This is a genomic window from Pectobacterium cacticida (assembly GCF_036885195.1).
Taxonomy (GTDB): domain Bacteria; phylum Pseudomonadota; class Gammaproteobacteria; order Enterobacterales; family Enterobacteriaceae; genus Pectobacterium; species Pectobacterium cacticida.
Window position 1 is genome coordinate 1719317 of record NZ_CP133656.1, and the last position, 17495, is coordinate 1736811.

General features: G+C 54.4%; 16 protein-coding genes. 9 read left to right on the top strand and 7 right to left on the bottom strand.

Annotation, left to right across the window (positions count from 1 at the left end; translation table 11 throughout):
* Positions 1-61 precede the first annotated feature (61 nt).
* The 7 genes from RFN81_RS08120 to RFN81_RS08150 are packed head-to-tail and all read left to right on the top strand — an operon-like array spanning position 62 to position 8766.
* Positions 62-1381, top strand: a complete 1320-nt coding sequence (locus tag RFN81_RS08120) for a M20 family metallopeptidase (protein ID WP_264498587.1) — start codon at positions 62-64, stop codon at positions 1379-1381.
* Complete coding sequence (locus tag RFN81_RS08125; RefSeq protein ID WP_264498588.1) at positions 1381-2976, top strand: ABC transporter substrate-binding protein; 1596 nt, start codon at positions 1381-1383, stop codon at positions 2974-2976. Before RFN81_RS08120 ends, RFN81_RS08125 begins: the two co-directional genes overlap by 1 nt.
* A gap of 15 nt (positions 2977-2991) precedes the next feature.
* Positions 2992-3939: an ABC transporter permease gene (locus tag RFN81_RS08130; RefSeq protein ID WP_264498589.1), complete on the top strand. Its 948-nt coding sequence runs from the start codon at positions 2992-2994 to the stop codon at positions 3937-3939.
* Positions 3932-4759: an ABC transporter permease gene (locus RFN81_RS08135; protein WP_264498590.1), complete on the top strand. Its 828-nt coding sequence runs from the start codon at positions 3932-3934 to the stop codon at positions 4757-4759. The genes RFN81_RS08130 and RFN81_RS08135 overlap by 8 nt, the downstream gene beginning before the upstream one ends.
* Entirely contained in the window at positions 4759-6393 is a 1635-nt protein-coding gene (locus RFN81_RS08140; RefSeq protein WP_264498591.1) for a dipeptide ABC transporter ATP-binding protein, read from the top strand. Before RFN81_RS08135 ends, RFN81_RS08140 begins: the two co-directional genes overlap by 1 nt.
* A gap of 17 nt (positions 6394-6410) precedes the next feature.
* Entirely contained in the window at positions 6411-7634 is a 1224-nt protein-coding gene (locus tag RFN81_RS08145) for a M20 family metallopeptidase (protein ID WP_264498592.1), read from the top strand.
* Between the two features lie 16 nt (positions 7635-7650).
* Positions 7651-8766 (top strand): M24 family metallopeptidase, encoded by a 1116-nt coding sequence (locus tag RFN81_RS08150; protein WP_264498593.1) that lies wholly within the window; start codon positions 7651-7653, stop codon positions 8764-8766.
* 97 nt (positions 8767-8863) lie between these two features.
* Here RFN81_RS08150 and RFN81_RS08155 read toward each other — a convergent pair whose 3' ends face one another.
* The 7 genes from RFN81_RS08155 to RFN81_RS08185 form a co-directional block, all read right to left on the bottom strand.
* Positions 8864-9811: an oligopeptide/dipeptide ABC transporter ATP-binding protein gene (locus RFN81_RS08155; protein ID WP_264498594.1), complete on the bottom strand. Its 948-nt coding sequence runs from the start codon at positions 9809-9811 to the stop codon at positions 8864-8866.
* Positions 9811-10833: an ABC transporter ATP-binding protein gene (locus tag RFN81_RS08160; protein ID WP_264498595.1), complete on the bottom strand. Its 1023-nt coding sequence runs from the start codon at positions 10831-10833 to the stop codon at positions 9811-9813. The genes RFN81_RS08155 and RFN81_RS08160 overlap by 1 nt, the downstream gene beginning before the upstream one ends.
* A gap of 1 nt (position 10834) precedes the next feature.
* The gene (gene ddpC, locus RFN81_RS08165; RefSeq protein ID WP_264498596.1) at positions 10835-11746 is read right to left on the bottom strand and encodes a D,D-dipeptide ABC transporter permease; all 912 of its coding nucleotides are present in this window, start codon (positions 11744-11746) and stop codon (positions 10835-10837) included.
* A 3-nt stretch (positions 11747-11749) separates the two neighbouring features.
* Positions 11750-12766: an ABC transporter permease gene (locus RFN81_RS08170; RefSeq protein ID WP_264498597.1), complete on the bottom strand. Its 1017-nt coding sequence runs from the start codon at positions 12764-12766 to the stop codon at positions 11750-11752.
* Between the two features lie 63 nt (positions 12767-12829).
* Positions 12830-14407, bottom strand: a complete 1578-nt coding sequence (locus RFN81_RS08175) for an ABC transporter substrate-binding protein (RefSeq protein WP_264498598.1) — start codon at positions 14405-14407, stop codon at positions 12830-12832.
* Between the two features lie 47 nt (positions 14408-14454).
* Positions 14455-15036 (bottom strand): D-alanyl-D-alanine dipeptidase, encoded by a 582-nt coding sequence (ddpX, locus tag RFN81_RS08180; RefSeq protein WP_264498599.1) that lies wholly within the window; start codon positions 15034-15036, stop codon positions 14455-14457.
* Between the two features lie 27 nt (positions 15037-15063).
* Positions 15064-15936, bottom strand: a complete 873-nt coding sequence (locus tag RFN81_RS08185) for a MurR/RpiR family transcriptional regulator (protein ID WP_264498600.1) — start codon at positions 15934-15936, stop codon at positions 15064-15066.
* Between the two features lie 494 nt (positions 15937-16430).
* Here RFN81_RS08185 and hinT point away from each other — a divergent pair, with 494 nt between their 5' ends.
* Positions 16431-16787: a purine nucleoside phosphoramidase gene (gene hinT / locus RFN81_RS08190; RefSeq protein ID WP_264498601.1), complete on the top strand. Its 357-nt coding sequence runs from the start codon at positions 16431-16433 to the stop codon at positions 16785-16787.
* Between the two features lie 124 nt (positions 16788-16911).
* Positions 16912-17493, top strand: a complete 582-nt coding sequence (lpoB, locus tag RFN81_RS08195; RefSeq protein WP_264498602.1) for a penicillin-binding protein activator LpoB — start codon at positions 16912-16914, stop codon at positions 17491-17493.
* Positions 17494-17495: the final 2 nt, after the last annotated feature.

Below are 17495 nucleotides of genomic sequence, written 5' to 3' on the forward strand. Positions count from 1 at the left end.
ACCTGAACGGGTATCTGCTTTATCTATAAACTATATAGAAATAGAATAAAGCGAGTATAGCATGTCGTGCGAAGGAAGTTTGCAAATTGCGTTGGATTCCATCCGGCAAGACGAAGTTGCTATTTTACAGGATCTCAGCCAGATGTTGGCGGTAAATACCTGCTTTCCGCCTGGCGCTGGTTATCCCGCCTTTGCCAGCCTGATGGAATCTCTGCTTGAGCCGATGGGTTTTGTCTGTGAGCGTGTTAGCGTGCCGGAGAATCTGTGGCAAACGCCCGACGGCAGTGCTCAGGGTGAGCGGGTCAATGTGATTGCCGCGTTGCCGGGCAATGCAACCGAAGCCTGTAATCTCTATTTCCACGTCGATACGGTGCCTGCGGGCGAGGGCTGGAATTATCCGCCACTGGCTCTGACGCAGGCCGAAGGCAAACTGATTGGCCGTGGCGCCGCAGACATGAAAGGCACCATTGTGGCGACGCTGGCGGCAATTCGCGCCGCGCAACGTCACGGGCTGGCGCTAAAATTTAATCCGGTGCTGCTGTTATGTACCGATGAAGAAGGCGGCCTGTATCCCGGCGTGCGATATCTGGCCGAGCAGAAGTTATTCTCCGGTCACATGCTCAGCTTTAACGGCGGTGCGGTGCCACGTATCTGGGGCGGTTGTTTCGGCAGCATAGACCTGAAAATTTGCATCACAGGCCGCTCGGCGCATTCCGGCGATCCGGTCGGTGGCATCAATGCTATTGAAGAAAGTTTGCCGCTAATTAATGCGCTGTATGCACTTAAACGTGAGGTTGAGCAGCGTGTTTCCATCATGCCGGCCCCACCGCATTTCGACGGACGTCCGCTGACTTCGCGTCTTACGCTGGCTGCCGCCCAAGGCGGAGGCAAAGGTTCGACCGTTCCCGCCCGCTTTGAACTGCTGGTTAACCGCCGTTATTCGCCGGAAGAACCTTTTGAAACCGTGCTAAAAGAACTCACTGACTGCATCGGTCAGGCCATGGCAGACTCCGCAGCACTGGCAGTGGAATATTACTTGATTGGTCATCTCGCCCCGGTCAGTAATCCGACTGGTCCGCACTGGCCGCGCTGGCTCGCGGCGCTCAGCCAGGGTTTCGGTTTCCACGCAAACGATTTCGCTGTCTGGGGTTCATCCACCAGTTCTGACATGGGTTGGGTGCAGCAGGCAGGTATTCAGGAAATTCTACTCGGTGGGCTTGCCCGTCCGGAAAACCGTATCCACGCATCGGACGAGTACACAACAATGCAGGACATCGTTGCATTATCTCAGTCAATTCTTGCCTATTTCGCTTCAGATTTTACTCCCACCGAAAATTCGCCAACCCAGATTTTTTCGAATTCAGCAGAGAGGATTTACTAATGAGTGCCATGAAAGGCGTTAGTCGCCGTCAGTTTATCGCCGGATCCACTATCCTCACTGGCGCGGCCATGTTGCCGTGGTCGGGGCATGTTACCGCTGCCGTTTCCAGCGCCACTGATGTTAGCGGTTCACCGCGTAAGGGCGGGGTGCTTCGTATCAGTGTAGATCAGGCCGTGGGCATGCTTAATCCGCTGCAGGCGCGCGTCAATCCTGAATATCTGGTAGCCGAATTGTTATACAGCGGGCTGACACGGCTGACGCAGGACATGAAAGCGGAAGGGGATTTAGCCGAGTCTTGGAAAGCCAGCGATGATCTCACTCAGTGGACGTTTACTCTGCGCAAAAAACTCAGGTTCCACGACGGTTCTGTCTGTACATCGGCTGACGTGGTGGCCAGTCTGAATGCCATTCTTGATCCGAAAAATGCCTCACCGGGTCAACACAACATCGGCCCTGTCACTGCCGTGACTGCGCCGGATGCCGACACGGTTGTGATTAGTACCAATGGCCCTTACGCCGACTTGCCGGTGATGTTGGCGTATCCCGATGCGAAGATTATTCCTGCGGAGATTGCCAAAGGACAATTGGAACGTCTGAGCAAAGAAGCGATCGGCACCGGGCCGTTCAAACTGGTGTCGTTTGACCCGGAACGTCTGATTGTGGTGGAACGTAATCCGCATTACTACGATCCGTTACGCCCACATCTGGATCGTGTAGAAGTAGTCGTCTATCCCGATGCAATCGCTGAAGGTTCGGCGCTGATTGCCGGTGATACCGACCTGATGCTTTCCGCCGCCGCTACCGAATTTGCACGTTTATCAACATCTACTGGCGTGGTGCCGCTGCGTGTGCCGTCTGGCCAGTTCCTTAATGTGAACATGGGGTGCGATACCAAACCCTTTAGCGATGTGCGCGTCCGTCAGGCGCTGGCGCTGTGTGTGGATCGCAACGCCACCGTAGGTTTTGTCGCCGAGGGTTACGGCACGGTGGGCAACGATACGCCGCTCAACGCTGCCTATCCATATTATCGGAAGGAACCGCTGAAAGCGCCGGATTACACGAAAGCCAAAGCGTTGTTGAGAGACGCTGGTTATCCCGATGGATTAGATTTAACGCTGGTTGCTTCCGATAAGCCGTCAACGCGTACCCAGCTCGGCATAGCACTACGTGAAATGGCCAAACCGGGCGGTTTTCGCATTAAGGTGCAGACTATGGCGCACAGCACCTATCTCGATCAGGTATGGAAAAAAGGCAATTTCTACGTCGGTTTTTACAACATGCAGCCCACGCCGGACGCCGTGTTCTCCCTACTGTATACCTCGACCGCATCCTGGAACGAAACCCGTTGGAACAACGCCGAGTTTGATGTTGCGGTGAAAGCGGCGCGTGAAACCGCCGATCCGGCAAAACGTACTGAGCTGTATGGCAAGGCGCAAAAACTGATGCACGACGAAGTGCCGTCGCTTATCCCGGCGTTTTTCGATTTGCTGGCGGCAGGGCGCGATTATGTTGCCGGTTATCAATTGCATCCGCGTGGCGCAGTGTTCCGTCTGGATCATGTGTGGCTGACGGCGAAAGCCCCGACCCGAAAATAGCAGGGGGCATGGATAGTGACGGCGAATTATCTATTAAAACGTTTCATTCTGGTGATTTACACTTTATTGGTGGTGTCGTTACTGGTTTTCGGCATTACACAGTTGTTACCGGCAGATGCTGCTGTAACGCTGCTCGGGCAAAACGCCACCCCAGAAGCGCTGGCGGCCGTGCGTGCGCGCCTCGGACTTAATGATCCGGAGTGGTTGCAATACTGGCACTGGCTGCGCGGCGTTCTGCACGGTGATTTTGGTGTGTCGATGCGTAACGGTTTGCCGGTGGCGCCCACGATTATGACGGCGCTCGGACGTTCTCTGTTGCTGGCGGTGTGTGCATTGCTGCTAATGTTGGTGGTGGCTATTCCGCTGGGTATTTGGGCGGCGGTACGGCGTGGAAAACCGGCCGATATGTTAGTTAGCGTGTTGTCGTATGTTGGCATTTCTTTCCCTGAATTTGTTACCGCCACCTTGCTGCTTTTACTGTTCTCCGATGTCTGGCAAATCCTGCCTGCTACAGGTTATGTGCCGCTAACGGAGGATTTCTGGGACGGCGTTAGTCATCTGATCCTGCCATCGGTGACTGTAGCGATGATACTGGTTGCGCACGTATCGCGCATGGTGCGTTCGGAAATGGTCGATGTATTGCAGACCGATTATATCCGCGCGGCTCATCTTAAAGGCCTGTCGCGCCGCCGGATTTTATGGCGTCACGCGCTGCGTAATGGCCTGCTGCCGACTATCACCATTGTGGCACTCGATGTGGGGTATCTGCTAGGCGGCATTGTGGTGGTGGAGGAAATCTTTGCCATTCCGGGGATTGGGCGTGAGCTGATCGTGGCGGTACAGGCGCGGGATTTACCGACCATCCAGGCCGGGGTGTTAATTCTTGCAGCGACCTATTCCGTAGTCAATTTCCTGGCCGATCTGGCCTATATTTCCCTCGATAAACGGATCAGTTATGCGTGATGTAATGAAGCATTTAATCCGTTCGCCGCAGGGCGCTGTCGGGTTGTTTATTTTAATAGTGGCCGCGCTAATGGTGTGTGGCGGGGCGCATCTCGCACCTTATGATCCTGAAGCGATTTCGATTCTGACGCGTTACAGAGCGCCGTCAGCAGAGCACTGGTTTGGCACCGATCAGCTTGGGCGCGATATTTTCAGCCGCGTGATGGTTGGCGCACGCGCCACGATAGTGCTGTCACTCCTGGCGACATTAATGTCGATGGTCATTGGGGCGGTGATAGGCACCGCCAGCGCATATCTGGGCGGCAAAACGGATGAGGCGATTATGCGCACTATGGACGCGGTGATGTCCATCCCGAGCCTGCTGTTCGCGCTGTTGATTGTCAGCACCCTCGGCCAGAGTAGTTTCAATGCGGTGTTGGCGATTACCCTTGCTTTTGTTCCCGGTATGGTGCGCATTGCCCGCAGCGTCTCGCTGGCAGCGCGTCAACAGGATTACATCAGCGCGGCCATTGCTCGCGGTGAAGGCCCGCACTACATTATTTTTCGGGAAATGCTGCCCAATATTGCTGCACCTATCATCGTGGAAGCCACTATTCGCGTGGCCTTCGCCATCATGCTGTTTGCAACATTGAGTTTTCTCGGTCTGGGCGCACAGCCGCCGGAGCCGGAATGGGGGCTGATGGTGTCGGAAGCTCGCGCTTACTTCTTTAACGCGCCGTGGATGATGCTCATTCCGGGTGTGGCGATCGCACTCGTAGCGATCGGTTTTAATCTGCTGGGCGATGGTCTGCGCGATGTGCTAAACCCGAGGAACCACTGATGAGCGATATCGTATTAGCGATAGAAGATTATAGCCTTGATTACCTGTTGCCTCAGGCGGAACCGCTACAGGTTTTGCAGGATATTTCGCTCAGTGTACAACGCGGTGAAGTGGTTGGCCTGGTTGGAGAATCGGGTTCGGGAAAAACCACGCTGGGCTGGTCGATTATGCGTTATATGGCCGCCAATGCACGGGAACGCGGCGGGCGTATTTTGCTGGACGGAGAGGATTTATGTCAGATGTCGACACCGCAGCTTGAAAAGCTGCGTGGCGGCCGGTTGGGCATGATTTTTCAGGATCCGAGTGCCTCGCTGAACCCGACGTTGACGCTGGGCGAGCAGGTGATAGAAATGCTGATTCGCCACCGCGGGATGGATGCAAAACAGGCGCTTGAGCTGGGCATTCAATTGCTCAGTAATGTCGAACTGAAAAACCCGGCGGCGATGATGAAACGTTATCCTCATCAGGTGTCCGGTGGTGAAAAACAGCGCGTGCTTATTGCCACCGCGTTCGCCTGCGAGCCGCAGTGTCTGATTTTTGATGAGCCGACTACCGCGCTCGATGTCATCAGTTCGGCACAGATCCTCGCGCTGTTTGCCCGTTTGCGCGAAGAAACCGGCGTTGCCTCTCTGTATATCTCCCACGATTTGGCGTTAGTGTCAGCGGTGGCAGACCGTGTCTGTGTGCTGGAAAAAGGTCATATCGTTGAACAAGCCGCCGCGCATAAACTGTTCCTTTCGCCGCAACATGCGTATACGAAAAAGCTGGTGGCGGCAGTCCCGGATCCTATGCGTCGGCTAACGGACGCAACACCAGTCTCGAAGCAGCCTTTACTTAGTTTGGAAAACATCAATATTGATTATGGCCGTCATGGTTTACTGGATCGGTTGTTTCGTCGTGAAAACAGGAAAACTCGTGCTGCATCGAATGTTAGCTTGACAGTGCATAGAGGAGAAATCGTTGGTGTAGTGGGGGAGTCCGGTTCCGGCAAATCATCGCTGGCGAAAGCCCTGACCGGTCTGGTGCCGTTCAGCGGTAAAGTCGATTTCAACGGTTACAACTTATTTGGTCGTGTTGAAATGGATAAGGATTATCGTCGCCGCGTGCAAATGATTTTTCAGCATCCTGACGCCTCTCTTAATCCGCGCCAGCGTATCGGAGAGATTATTGCCCGTCCGCTAAGGCTGTATGGATTGCCTACGGGTAAAACCGAAGCGCAGGCAGTGGCACGACTGCTGGAAGATGTACGCCTGCCCGCCAGTTTCGCACAGCGTTTCCCACATGAACTTTCCGGCGGGCAGAAGCAGCGTGTAGCGATTGCCCGTGCGTTTTCTCATCCGCCCGAACTGGTGATTTGCGATGAGATTACCGCCGCGCTCGATGTCTCCGTTCAGGCGACGGTCATTGAGTTATTGCTGGACCTGCGCCGTCGTTACGGCACAGCCTATCTGTTTATTACCCACGATCTGAACTTAGTCCGCCAGATTGCACACCGCGTGGCGGTGATGTATCGCGGGGATTTGCTGGAAGTGCTGCCGGGTGATGCCATGGTGCAACAGGCCAGCCACGATTATACGAAGGCGTTGCTGGCGGCGGTGCATACGCCTGAAACGGCCATCAAGGGATATCTCTGAAATTGAAAGGGTTACATATGAATTCTCAACAATTACTGGCCGCGATTGACGACGACTATTGCCTGAATTTTCTGGCGCGCATGGTGCAGCACAAAAGCTACAGCCAGACTGATGGCGAGCGCAAGTTGGCAGAATATATGGCCAGCCAGATGCAAATGCTCGGGTTGGAAACACAACTGCAACCGGTGCCGGGCGAGCGGCTGAATGCCATCGGCACGTTACGAGGAGAAGGCGGTGGCCCCAGTCTGCTATTTAACGGTCACCTTGATACTAATCCGGTGACTGAAGGCTGGACGGTTGATCCGTGGGAAGGAAACATTGATGACGAATTCATTTACGGCATCGGCGTATCTAATATGAAAGCTGGAGATGCGGCCTATTTTTGTGCACTGAAAACGCTGATCGATAACGGTGTAAAACTTAAAGGCGACGTGATCCTGACTTATGTAGTCGGTGAGTTACAGGGCGGGATCGGCACGATTGCCGCTATTGAGCAGGGCATCAAAGCCGATTACTTTATTAACGCCGAACCGACCGATGTGCAGGCGTTGACCATGCACGCAGGATCGCTCATGTTTACTATTGAACTGACCGGCGATACGCGCCATCTTTCCAAACGTGAAGAAGCGGTTGATGCCATTCAGGCGGCTATCCGGCTGATACCGCAAATCAATGGCATCACTTTTAGCGGCGCGGAAACAGACGACCACCGCAAAATTAACCGCGGTCATATTGGCACCATTCACGGCGCGCTGGGGCGCGATCTTGAGGAATGGCGCCCGCCACAGGTAGCGGATTTCGTGCGCTTGAGTGGTTCGGCGCGTTTTGCACCGGGACAAACCGTCGAAACTGTGCTGGCTGATTTACAGGCGTTGCTCAATAACCTGTGCAGTGAATTTCCGGGTTTACAGGCAGAACTGTTTGATGACGGTAAACGCCATCGTCCTACCATGCTGCCGTTTGAGGTGTCGCCAAATTCACCAATCGTAAATGCGGTTAACCGTGCTTATCAGACCGTGCGAGGCGAACAGCAACCTACCGGGGTGATCACGCCTCCCGCATTTTATGGCACCGACGCCGCGCATTTTTATCAGATGTTGGGTATGGAAGGAGTAGTTTGCGGGCCGGGAGGCAAGTTCAACACCATGCCGGACGAGCGCGTCCATATTAAAGATTTCCTCGATATCGTGCGGGTTTACCTTCTGTCCATACTCGAAATCTGTCAACCCATTGAAGCTTGATCTGAGAGAAAATAAGATGTCAGTAGCGGTGAATCTGGCGGCATTAAGCCGCCTGCGCGACGCTATGCGTGTGGCGGACGTTGAAGTGATGCTGGTCGACAGCGGTGAGTTGCTGGCGTGGTTGACCGGTTTTACTGTATCGGAAACGTTATATCGCGCCTGCCTGGTGCCACTGAGCAGCGAGCCGTGGATGGTGTTGCGCCAGCTCGATGAAGCGCCTTGTCGCCAGTTAAGTTGGTTGAGTGACATTGTCACGTATTACGATCATCAGAATCCGTGGAAATGCGTAGCAGACAGCCTGCTTGCTCGTGGCTACCGCGATTGCCGTCTGGGCGTGGATACCCGCTCATACAGCATGACAGTGGAAACCTGGCAACAGCTCTCTGAATACTTACCAAATGTTATTTGGCGGCCTATGCCGGGCATCAGTGACCAGTTGCGGCAGGTGAAATTTCAGTACGAACTGGATATCTTGCAGAAGGCGGCACAAATCGCGGATACCACTTTTCTGGCACTGAAAGAGCAGGTCAACGCGGGTTGGCGTGTGCGGGATATCGCGGCGCTGGCCGCCCACATTTTCCTTTCTGAAGGCGCGGATACCGGTGAAACCGGCCCGATTGTTCGTTCCGTCGGTGACAACGGTTTTCTGCATGCGCAGACGCATGAAGCGGTGATCCATGCTGGCGACATCTTGCATGTGGAACTGATCCCGAAAGTGAAACATTACAGCGCACGCCTGATGCGTCCGTTTATCCCCGGTGGAATCAGTCCTGAGCAACAACACATTGCCCGCCAACTTATAGCCCTGCAGGATGCGCAGATTGCCGCGATGAAACCTGGCGTGAAAGCCAGTGAAATCGACGCAATTTTACGCAATGCCATACTCGACGCCGGTCTGCGTGCCGAATATGGTAATGCCACTGGCTACGCGCTCGGGCTTTATACCCGCACGCCGCGCCCAAGCGATTTCTCGCATTGTTTTACGCCTGCGGCCAATTGGCACCTTGAAGAAAATATGGTGTTCCATATGTATACTTCAGCGGCCGGACTGGCGTTTAGCGAGACGGTCGTGGTTAAAGCCGGAGGTGGCGAGCGGATGAGTTATTTACCGCGGGACGCCATAGTGATTTAAAAATAAGGAACCTTTTTAAATCGCTTTTTACAGTCAACATCATGGACCGAGTCCCCACGATGTTGGCTCTAAGGTGGTTTAATACCTCTTGCTCTGGTTATAGCGTTACCCTGTGACACCTCACCGCCACACTGTTCGCGCCATAAACCAGGTCCTGTGGCATCTGGCAGCCGCCACCCGCGAGCGGGCAGCGCTCACGAAAATAACAGCCCATTGGCAGGTTGCGATTACTCGGTAATTCACCTTTTTTATCCACAATCCCGTCATCGAGCGCGCGGCCAGCGCGAGGGACGGAATCGAGCAGCAATCGGGTATACGGATGTTGCGGTGCAGACAATACATTTTCTGCTGCGCCTAGTTCGACGATTTGCCCTAGATACATCACCGCCACGCGGTCACTCATGTGTCGCACGACAGACACGTTGTGAGAAATGAGTACATATGTCAGGTTGCGCTGGCGTTGCAGCTCCACCAGTAAATTGAGGATTTGCGCCTGCACGGAAATATCCAGCGCGGAAGTCGGTTCATCCAGCACGATGATGTCGGGTTCGGAAGATAACGCGCGGGCGATGGAGATACGCTGACGCTGTCCGCCAGAAAATTCATGCGGCAGACGGTCGAGGTATTCTTTACGAATTCCAACCTGCTCCGCCAGTGTGGCAGCCAGTTCACGGCGTTCGCGACGGCTGTTGTGTTTTTGTACATAAACCGGTTCGGTGATAATCCGCCAGACCGGCAGGCGTGGATCCAGCGACGATTGCGGATCCTGAAACACCATCTGCATGCCTGAGCCGAACCAGGAATTATCGTTGCGAGCACGGTGTACTTCTCCGCTGCTCGGCGTAAGTAATCCCATTAGCAATTGCGCCAGCGTACTTTTGCCACAGCCCGATTCACCGACAATCCCCAGCGTTTCACCCCGGACAATATTGAGATTAAGCCCGTTCAGTGCATGCACATAACTGGTCGGTCTGCCACGCCAGTTAACACTGGCGGGAAAGTGTACGCGGACATCCTGCAACGCTAGTAATACATCAGCAACCATCAGAAATGCTCCTCAATGTGTTGGATTTGGTCGGCGTGACGCTGAGGATGCCAACAGGCTACCGACTGTTTTGGACACTGCGGTAAGGGCGCCAGTGCAGGCGTAGTCATGCAGCGATCGTCGGCGTGATTGCAACGTCCGCGAAACGCGCAACCCTGCGGCAGTTGTGACAGATTCGGCACCGTGCCGGGAATGGCTTTCAATAGGCTGCGCGGTTCACCGTTTTCCGGCGCCGCCTGCAATAAGCCGATGGAATACGGATGCGCCGGTGTGTCGATCACATCCGTGGTCTTACCGCTTTCAATCACGTGACCGGCGTACATCACATAAACCCGATCGCAAAGCTGCGATACCACCGCCATGTCATGGGTGATAAATAACACCGCTGTGCCGCTGGCGCGGGCTTTACGCTGGAGTAAACGCAGAACCTGCCGCTGCACGGTGACATCCAGCGCGGTTGTCGGTTCGTCGGCAATGATCAGTTCCGGCTCGCACGAAAAGGCCATCGCAATCAATACCCGCTGGCGCATACCGCCAGAGAGTTCAAACGGATAGCGCGACATCACCTGTTCTGCATCGGCGATCTGCATATCATCCAGCAGCCCGATGGCTTTTTGCCATGCCTGCGTCTTGCTGAGGTTCTGATGTAGGCAGATGACTTCGCACATCTGGCGGCCAATTTTGCGCGTCGGATTCAGCGCGTTCATCGGTTCTTGAAAAATCATCGCCACACGTGCGCCACGCAAGGTGCGCATCTGTTCTTCACTGGCATGGATCACGTCGGTGCCGAGCATACGTAATTTACCGCCGGTGACGGTAAAACCGTCAGGTGGTAACAGGCGCATCGCCATCATGGCGGTGACCGATTTGCCGGAACCGGATTCGCCGACTACGCCGACGATTTCGCCCGCGTTAACTGAAAGCGAAACCTGATTCAGGGCTTTGACTTCGCCGCCATAGACCGGAAAGGTCAGTTGCAGATTGTCGATTTCCAGTACCGGCGTGGTGGGGTGTTCTATCATTTCAGCGTCCTCTGCTTTTGGGATCCAGCAGGTCGCGCAGACCGTCGCCGAACAGGTTAAAACCGGTGGCAGTGATTAGTATTGCCACCCCCGGAAATGCCGAATACCACCATTGATCAAGAATATAGTTGCGGCCATTGGAGACCATCGCGCCCCATTCTGCCGTCGGTTGCTGCGCGCCAAGACCGATAAAACCGAGCGTCGCCGCCATTAGAATCGAGGTACCAATATCCAGCGATGCCTGCACCACCAACGGCGGCATGACGTTGCGTAATACGTGCCAGGTAATCAGATGCCAGCGTGAAGCGCCAAACGTCTGCGTGGCCTGCATATACGCCTGATGGCGCAGCATCAGCGTTTGCCCACGGGCCAGCCGCACGTAAAACGGAATGCGCACTACGGCGATAGCCAGCATGGCATTAAACAAACTTGGCCCGAGTGCGGCGGCCAGCGCCATGGTCAATACCAGCGACGGCACTGATAGCATGATGTCCATGCAGCGCATGATCAGCGCATCGACCAGGCCACCCACCACGCCAGAGAAACAGCCGAGTAATGAGCCAATCGTGCCCGCGATAATCACCACCGCCAGCCCGGCGGCAACCGACTGCTGGCTGCCAATCAGCACGCGACTGAACAGATCGCGACCGACTTCGTCGGTACCAAACCAGTGCAATGCAGAAGGCGCCTGCAAACGGTCGGTCAGGTTGATAGCGTTCGGGTCGTGCGGCACCAGCCACGGCGAAAAGATCATAATGAAAAGCACGATCAGCATAATCGTCAGCCCTAGCATGGTCAGCGGGCTGCGAGTCAGGAGATGGAAGGTGCGCCGCCAACTGGCGAAACGCGGTTTGACGTCCGGTTCCGCGATATCGGCCCGATGATTATTGACGCCCGGTTCAATCACAGACATGGTTCACCCTCCACGGCCAATGCGCGGATCGATCCACACATACAGTAAATCCACACATAAATTGACGATGACATAGGCAAACGACACCACCACCGCAAACCCCATCACCGCAGGGAAATCCAGCGCCTGAATCGAATTCACCACATAGGCGCCCATCCCCGGCCAGGCAAAAACGGTTTCGGTCAGCACCGCGCCATACAATAAATCGCCCATCGCCAGCCCGAGTACGGTGACCGACGGGATCAGCGCATTTGGCAAGGCATGACTGAGAATAATCCGCCAGTGCGACAGCCCGTTGGCGCGCGCCGTACGGATGTAATCCTCACTCAGTTGCTCCAGCATCGCCGAGCGAATCTGCCGCGCCACAATCCCCATATGCACAAACGCCAGCGTCAGCGCAGGCATCGCCAGATGTTGCAGGCCGTTCCAGAAGGCGTCCCAGTTCCCCGTCAGCAGCGAATCAAGGACATAAAAGCCGGTGATAGTGGTGGGAGGGTCCATCCAGTCATCCAGCCTGCCACCGCCCGGCAGCAGGTTCAGATGACCGTAAAACAGGATGATAACCCCCAGCCCCAGCCAGAAAGCAGGCGTGGAAATCCCGAGCACGGAAAGCAGTCGCACCAGATGATCCGGGAATTTATTGCGATAGACCGCAGACAACACTCCCAGTGGAATGCCGAACACAATCGCCAGAAACAGTGCGCTGATGGCCAGTTCTAACGTCGCTGGGAAGAACGCTTTCAGGTCTTCCAGTACCGGACGCCCGGTGCGGATCGAGGTGCCCAAATCGCCGTGCAGCAACTCACTGACGTAACGGAAAAATTGTACATATAGCGGCTGGTTCAGCCCAAGTTGATCACGGATATGTTCGACCATTTCATTACTGGCGCGATCGCCCGCCAGGAGTCGCGCCGGGTCACCGGGGATCATATGCGAGATGATAAAGGTAATGACGCAAACCCCCGCCATTACCAATATCAGCCCCCAGCAGCGTTGCCTGATCAGAATCCAAAAAGTCATCGTGTTTCCCCGTAAAACCCCTTCAAAACGAGAAAGGGGCTTGCGTAAATAATGAGGCTGCAATTACTTATGCATCTGCCCGACGTTAAACACCTGCTCCAGCATCGGGTTGAAAACAAAGCCTTTGACGTCTTTGTTCATCGCCACCTGATAGTTTTTCTGGAACAGATAAACGTATGCCGCTTCGTCGATAACGATTTTCTGTGCCTGCTGGTAATAGTCGGTGCGCTGTTTCTGATCGGTCACTGACACGGCTTTTTTCAGCAACGCGTCCACTTCCGGATTGGAATAGAACGAACGGTTACCCGGCAGGCCTTTTTTATCGGACTCGAACCAGTAGTTCATAAACATGTACGGGTCGGCGAAATCCGGGCTCCAGTTCCCAATCGAGATGTCGTAATCGCCCTGCCCGATACGGTCACGCATGGTGGCGTTGGCCAGCTTTTCCAGCTTCACGTTAATTCCGACCTGACCCAGGCTGGCCTGCACCGAAAGCGCGATAGATTCCCAGTTCGGATCGTTGTCGGAATACAGGAAATCCAGCGTTTGCGGCTTGTCTTTAACTTTTTCCAGATCGGCTTTGGCCTGCGTCAGGTCTAACGTGTATTGCTTCGCGGTCGGGTCGAAGCCCCACATCCCGTCTGGGATTGGGCCGCGCATTTGCTTCGCATTGCCGCCGAGAATACCTTTCACCATGCCCTGATAATCGACAGCCGAAGAAATCGCCCGGCGTAAATCCACCTGATTGAGCGGCGTTTTAGCGTTATTAAGATACAGATAGGTCACGCGCAGTGACGGGAATTCTTCCACCGCGACTTTATTTTCTTTTTTCAGTGCGGCCAACTGGTCCATCGGCAGGGAATCGGCAATATCCAGATCCCCGCGCGACAGTTGAAGGCGGCGGGTGGCGCTTTCACCAATAATTTTCACGGTCACACGTTTGAACGCCGGTTTCGCGCCGTTGTAATGCGGATTTGGCACCAGCATGAGTTGCTGCCCTTTCTGCCAGCGATCGAGTTTATACGGGCCGGAACCGGCGGTGTGTCCGGCCAGCCACGCCTTGCCTTCATCGGCGGGATGGGCTTTGGCGATCGCCGGGTTGACGATGCCTGCGCCAGCGTTTGCCAGCGTGTAGAGGAAGGGGGCGAACGGTGTTTTCAGCGTAAAAGTGACGGTCATCGGATCCACCACCGTCACAGTCATATCTTTCGGGAAGGCTTCGGACGGGCCCTGACCGATTTTCATCAGACGCTCGAATGACCATTTTACCGCATCGGCATTGACGTCAGAGCCGTCATCAAATTTGGCGCCTGGTTTAAGTTTGAACGTCCAGACCCGTTGATCCGGTGAAGCCGTCCAACTGGCCGCCAGATCGCCTTCTACCTGCGTCGAGCCTTTGCCGTCTTCGGTTTTATACTGCACCAGACGCTGATACGCCGGATAGGTCACCGTCCAGTCGTTGTTGTCGATAGTCACCGCCGGATCCAGCGTTTGCGGGTCCGCCGCCTTGCCGATAACCAGCATATCTTTCGGCACGGCGGCCTGCGCGGCAAAACTGAAGCCTGACAAGGCGAGAAAAATGGCACCGGCGATCTGTGTTTTGGTATTTTTGCGGAACGTGTTGATTGCTGTGTTGCTCATTGGAGAACTCCTGGTTCTGTCAAAAAGTGATAAGAGACGTGCAATAATTACGCGGCATTCACCGGCGGATAGCAGCCGAACCGCTCTTCCAACAACGGATACGTTTTGGCATCCGGTAATTCAAAGTGCCACCACTCGCTGGTGATCCCCTTAAAGCCGCCCGCCGCCATCACGGCGTTGAGCAACAAACGGTTACGTTGAATCTGTGGCGGTAAGTCGGGGTAAAACGGATGAGAGACTTCGGTCATTTCATCAAAGCCCGCGCCCATATCCAGCACGTCTCCCCGCTCATCCAGCAAGGTCAGATCCACCGCCACACCGCGACTGTGGTGCGAACCGAGTTTGATATCCACGACGTAATTCGGGTTCGGGAACGCCGCCCACAAGCAGGCCTGCGCCGCCTGCGGCCGATAAGCGTCATAAATTTTCAGGGTAAATCCGGCTAGTTTCGCGACCATGGCGCACCGCACCAGCGCGGCAGCGGCATCGGGATGTAACAGGCAGCGGGATTCGCGATAAATCGGTTGACCGGTCAGGTTATCGGCAGTGGCATATTTCAGGTCGATCACCACATCAGGCAATATTTCAGCCAGATCGATAAGAGCGACATCAGGGGTTTTCATGTTCATCAATAAGTTGTCCGCTGGTTTAGACGTTCAGGACTCAAATTGTCCGAGCTGTTTTTGCAAAATCCGGTTATTCGCCAGACGCTGTTCTACATCGTTACCGCGCAGTTCGAGCACCGCCGAACACAGCAGATTGAACAGACAACTGAGCGGCGCCATCGAATCCCAGAACTGGCCGGTGTCAGTTTTCACCTGTAATAAATCCACCGGATAATCACGCGCCCACGGACAGTAAATGTCGGTGATCAGAGCCAGATTCAGCCCGCGTTCGCAGGCCGCTTCACAATAGGTCCGTGCCATTTTCGAATAGGCACGGGTGTCGGTGACTACCAAATAGGGCTGGGCGAATTCTGAATTCAGCGATTCGACATAGGTGCCGGAAAGCCCGTCGGCGAAATAGACTTTGGGGCGTAAATATTCGAGAGAGCTGGAGAAATTGTTGGCAATGCCACGTCCCGACTGTATGCCGAGGATAAATACCGCTTCAGCATCAGCAAGACGCCGACTGACCCGCTTGAAACTGTCAGTTTGTACCAACTGATACACATAATTAATGGCTTCGAGTTCAAGCGTCAGTGACTGTTGTAGTTTTTCCTGCTGAGGCTGTTTACTCCGTTCACGGTAAGCGCCAAGCCGGTCGGTCACCACCCACGGCTGATAAGACGTGCCGCTTTGCTGGCGCAGCGTTTGTTTGAAATGATCCAGGTTGCGATAGCCCAGACTGCGCAGATAACGCCCAACGGAAATCCCGCTGGTTGCCGCGCTACGCGCGATGCTGTTCGCCGTTTCAAACGGGATCTGTGCCAGATTGGCCAGCAAATAACTCGCAATGCGTTTACCCGTTGGTGTCTGTTTGGCGAACGAGGCTTCGAGTTGATCAATCACATCCTGCGCTGGCTGCATCGGTGAATCCTCTGTTGTTTCATTGTCAAAAAATCATCGCTGTTAGTGAATTAACATGCACGGGGTGTGCCAATGTCGAAAAATGGGCGGAACTTGTGTACCCGCACGGTATTCATGGGGATTTGACGAGGGGAAAAGGCAAGGAAGGCCAATCAGAATAGAATTTCACTGTGACCATTTGCACAGTAATTAGGCAGCTTATGAGTGCTTTTAGTGCAATAGCGCAGAGAAAAGACGCCACGAAGAAAAATGGTGATGCCGAGCAATACTTTATATTAATAATTAATAGGCTAAATGAGAAAATAACATCCAGTCTTAATCGGCTGGGTAATTAAGGCGGTAGCAGTAGTGGAGAAGCGGCTCGGTCGGGTCGCACGCCCTATTTTCGCCATCTGCATCAGAAATAGGTGAAGAAAGTTGAAACATAGGGAATGTGTCACTCATACTGCCTACGTCAATTTCGTTTAACGTCAGCGCTAACAAGGAAATCAATCATGGCTGAAGAAACCATCTTTAGTAAAATCATTCGCCGGGAAATTCCTGCCGATATCGTGTATCAAGATGAACTCGTCACTGCCTTTCGTGACATTGCTCCTCGTATGCCAACGCACATCCTCATTGTTCCTAATGTCCTGATTCCCACGGTTAACGATACCGCGCCGGAGCATGAGGCCGCTCTGGGGCGCATGGTGACCGTGGCAGGTAAAATTGCGCGGCAGGAAGGCATTGCCGAGGACGGCTACCGCCTGATTATTAACTGTAATCGTCACGGTGGGCAGGAGGTTTACCACATCCACATGCATCTGCTGGGGGGGCGAGCCTTAGGACCCCTGCTGGCGGACTCGGTTTGATCGGCGTTGTTTTCTCATTCTGAGAGCATCCTTTCATACGAGAACACCATGCGTAATTCGGTATGTTCTCTGTTCACGCGCCCGATGGCGTTCTTCTGGCAGGTAGTATGCAGAGAGAGAAGAGATGAAAAAGTATCTAGGTGTGATACTGGCGGTATTGGTTCTGACCGGCTGTCCTAGCCGTCCGCCGGAGCCGACTGAACCGCCAGCAACGATCGAACCGGTTGAGCCTCAGGTGCCGACGACGCCAACGCCGCCGCCAGGAGAACCCGTGCCGCAACCGCCCAAAATCCAGACATTAAACTGGCAAGCCAGTGTTAATCCGCTAGTGGCGCAGATGCTGAAAGCCGATGGCGTCACACCGGGAAGCATATTGTTAGTCAATAGTGTAAAAAACAATACCAATGGTGCATTGCCGATGGCGAAAGCGACGGGCGCATTATATGACGCGTTATCCTCCGCGAATGTGTTCACGCTGGTGCCGCGTGAGCAATTGGCGGCCGCGAAACAAACGTTGGGCCTCTCGGTTGACGACAGCTTAGGATCGCGTAGTAAAGCGATCGGTCTGGCACGTTATGTAGGAGCGCAATATGTCCTGTACAGTGACGTTAACGGCGACGTGAAATCGCCACAGCTCGACATGCAATTGATGCTGGTACAGACCGGGGAAATAGTGTGGTCGGGCAGTGGTGCCGTGCAGCCATAAAT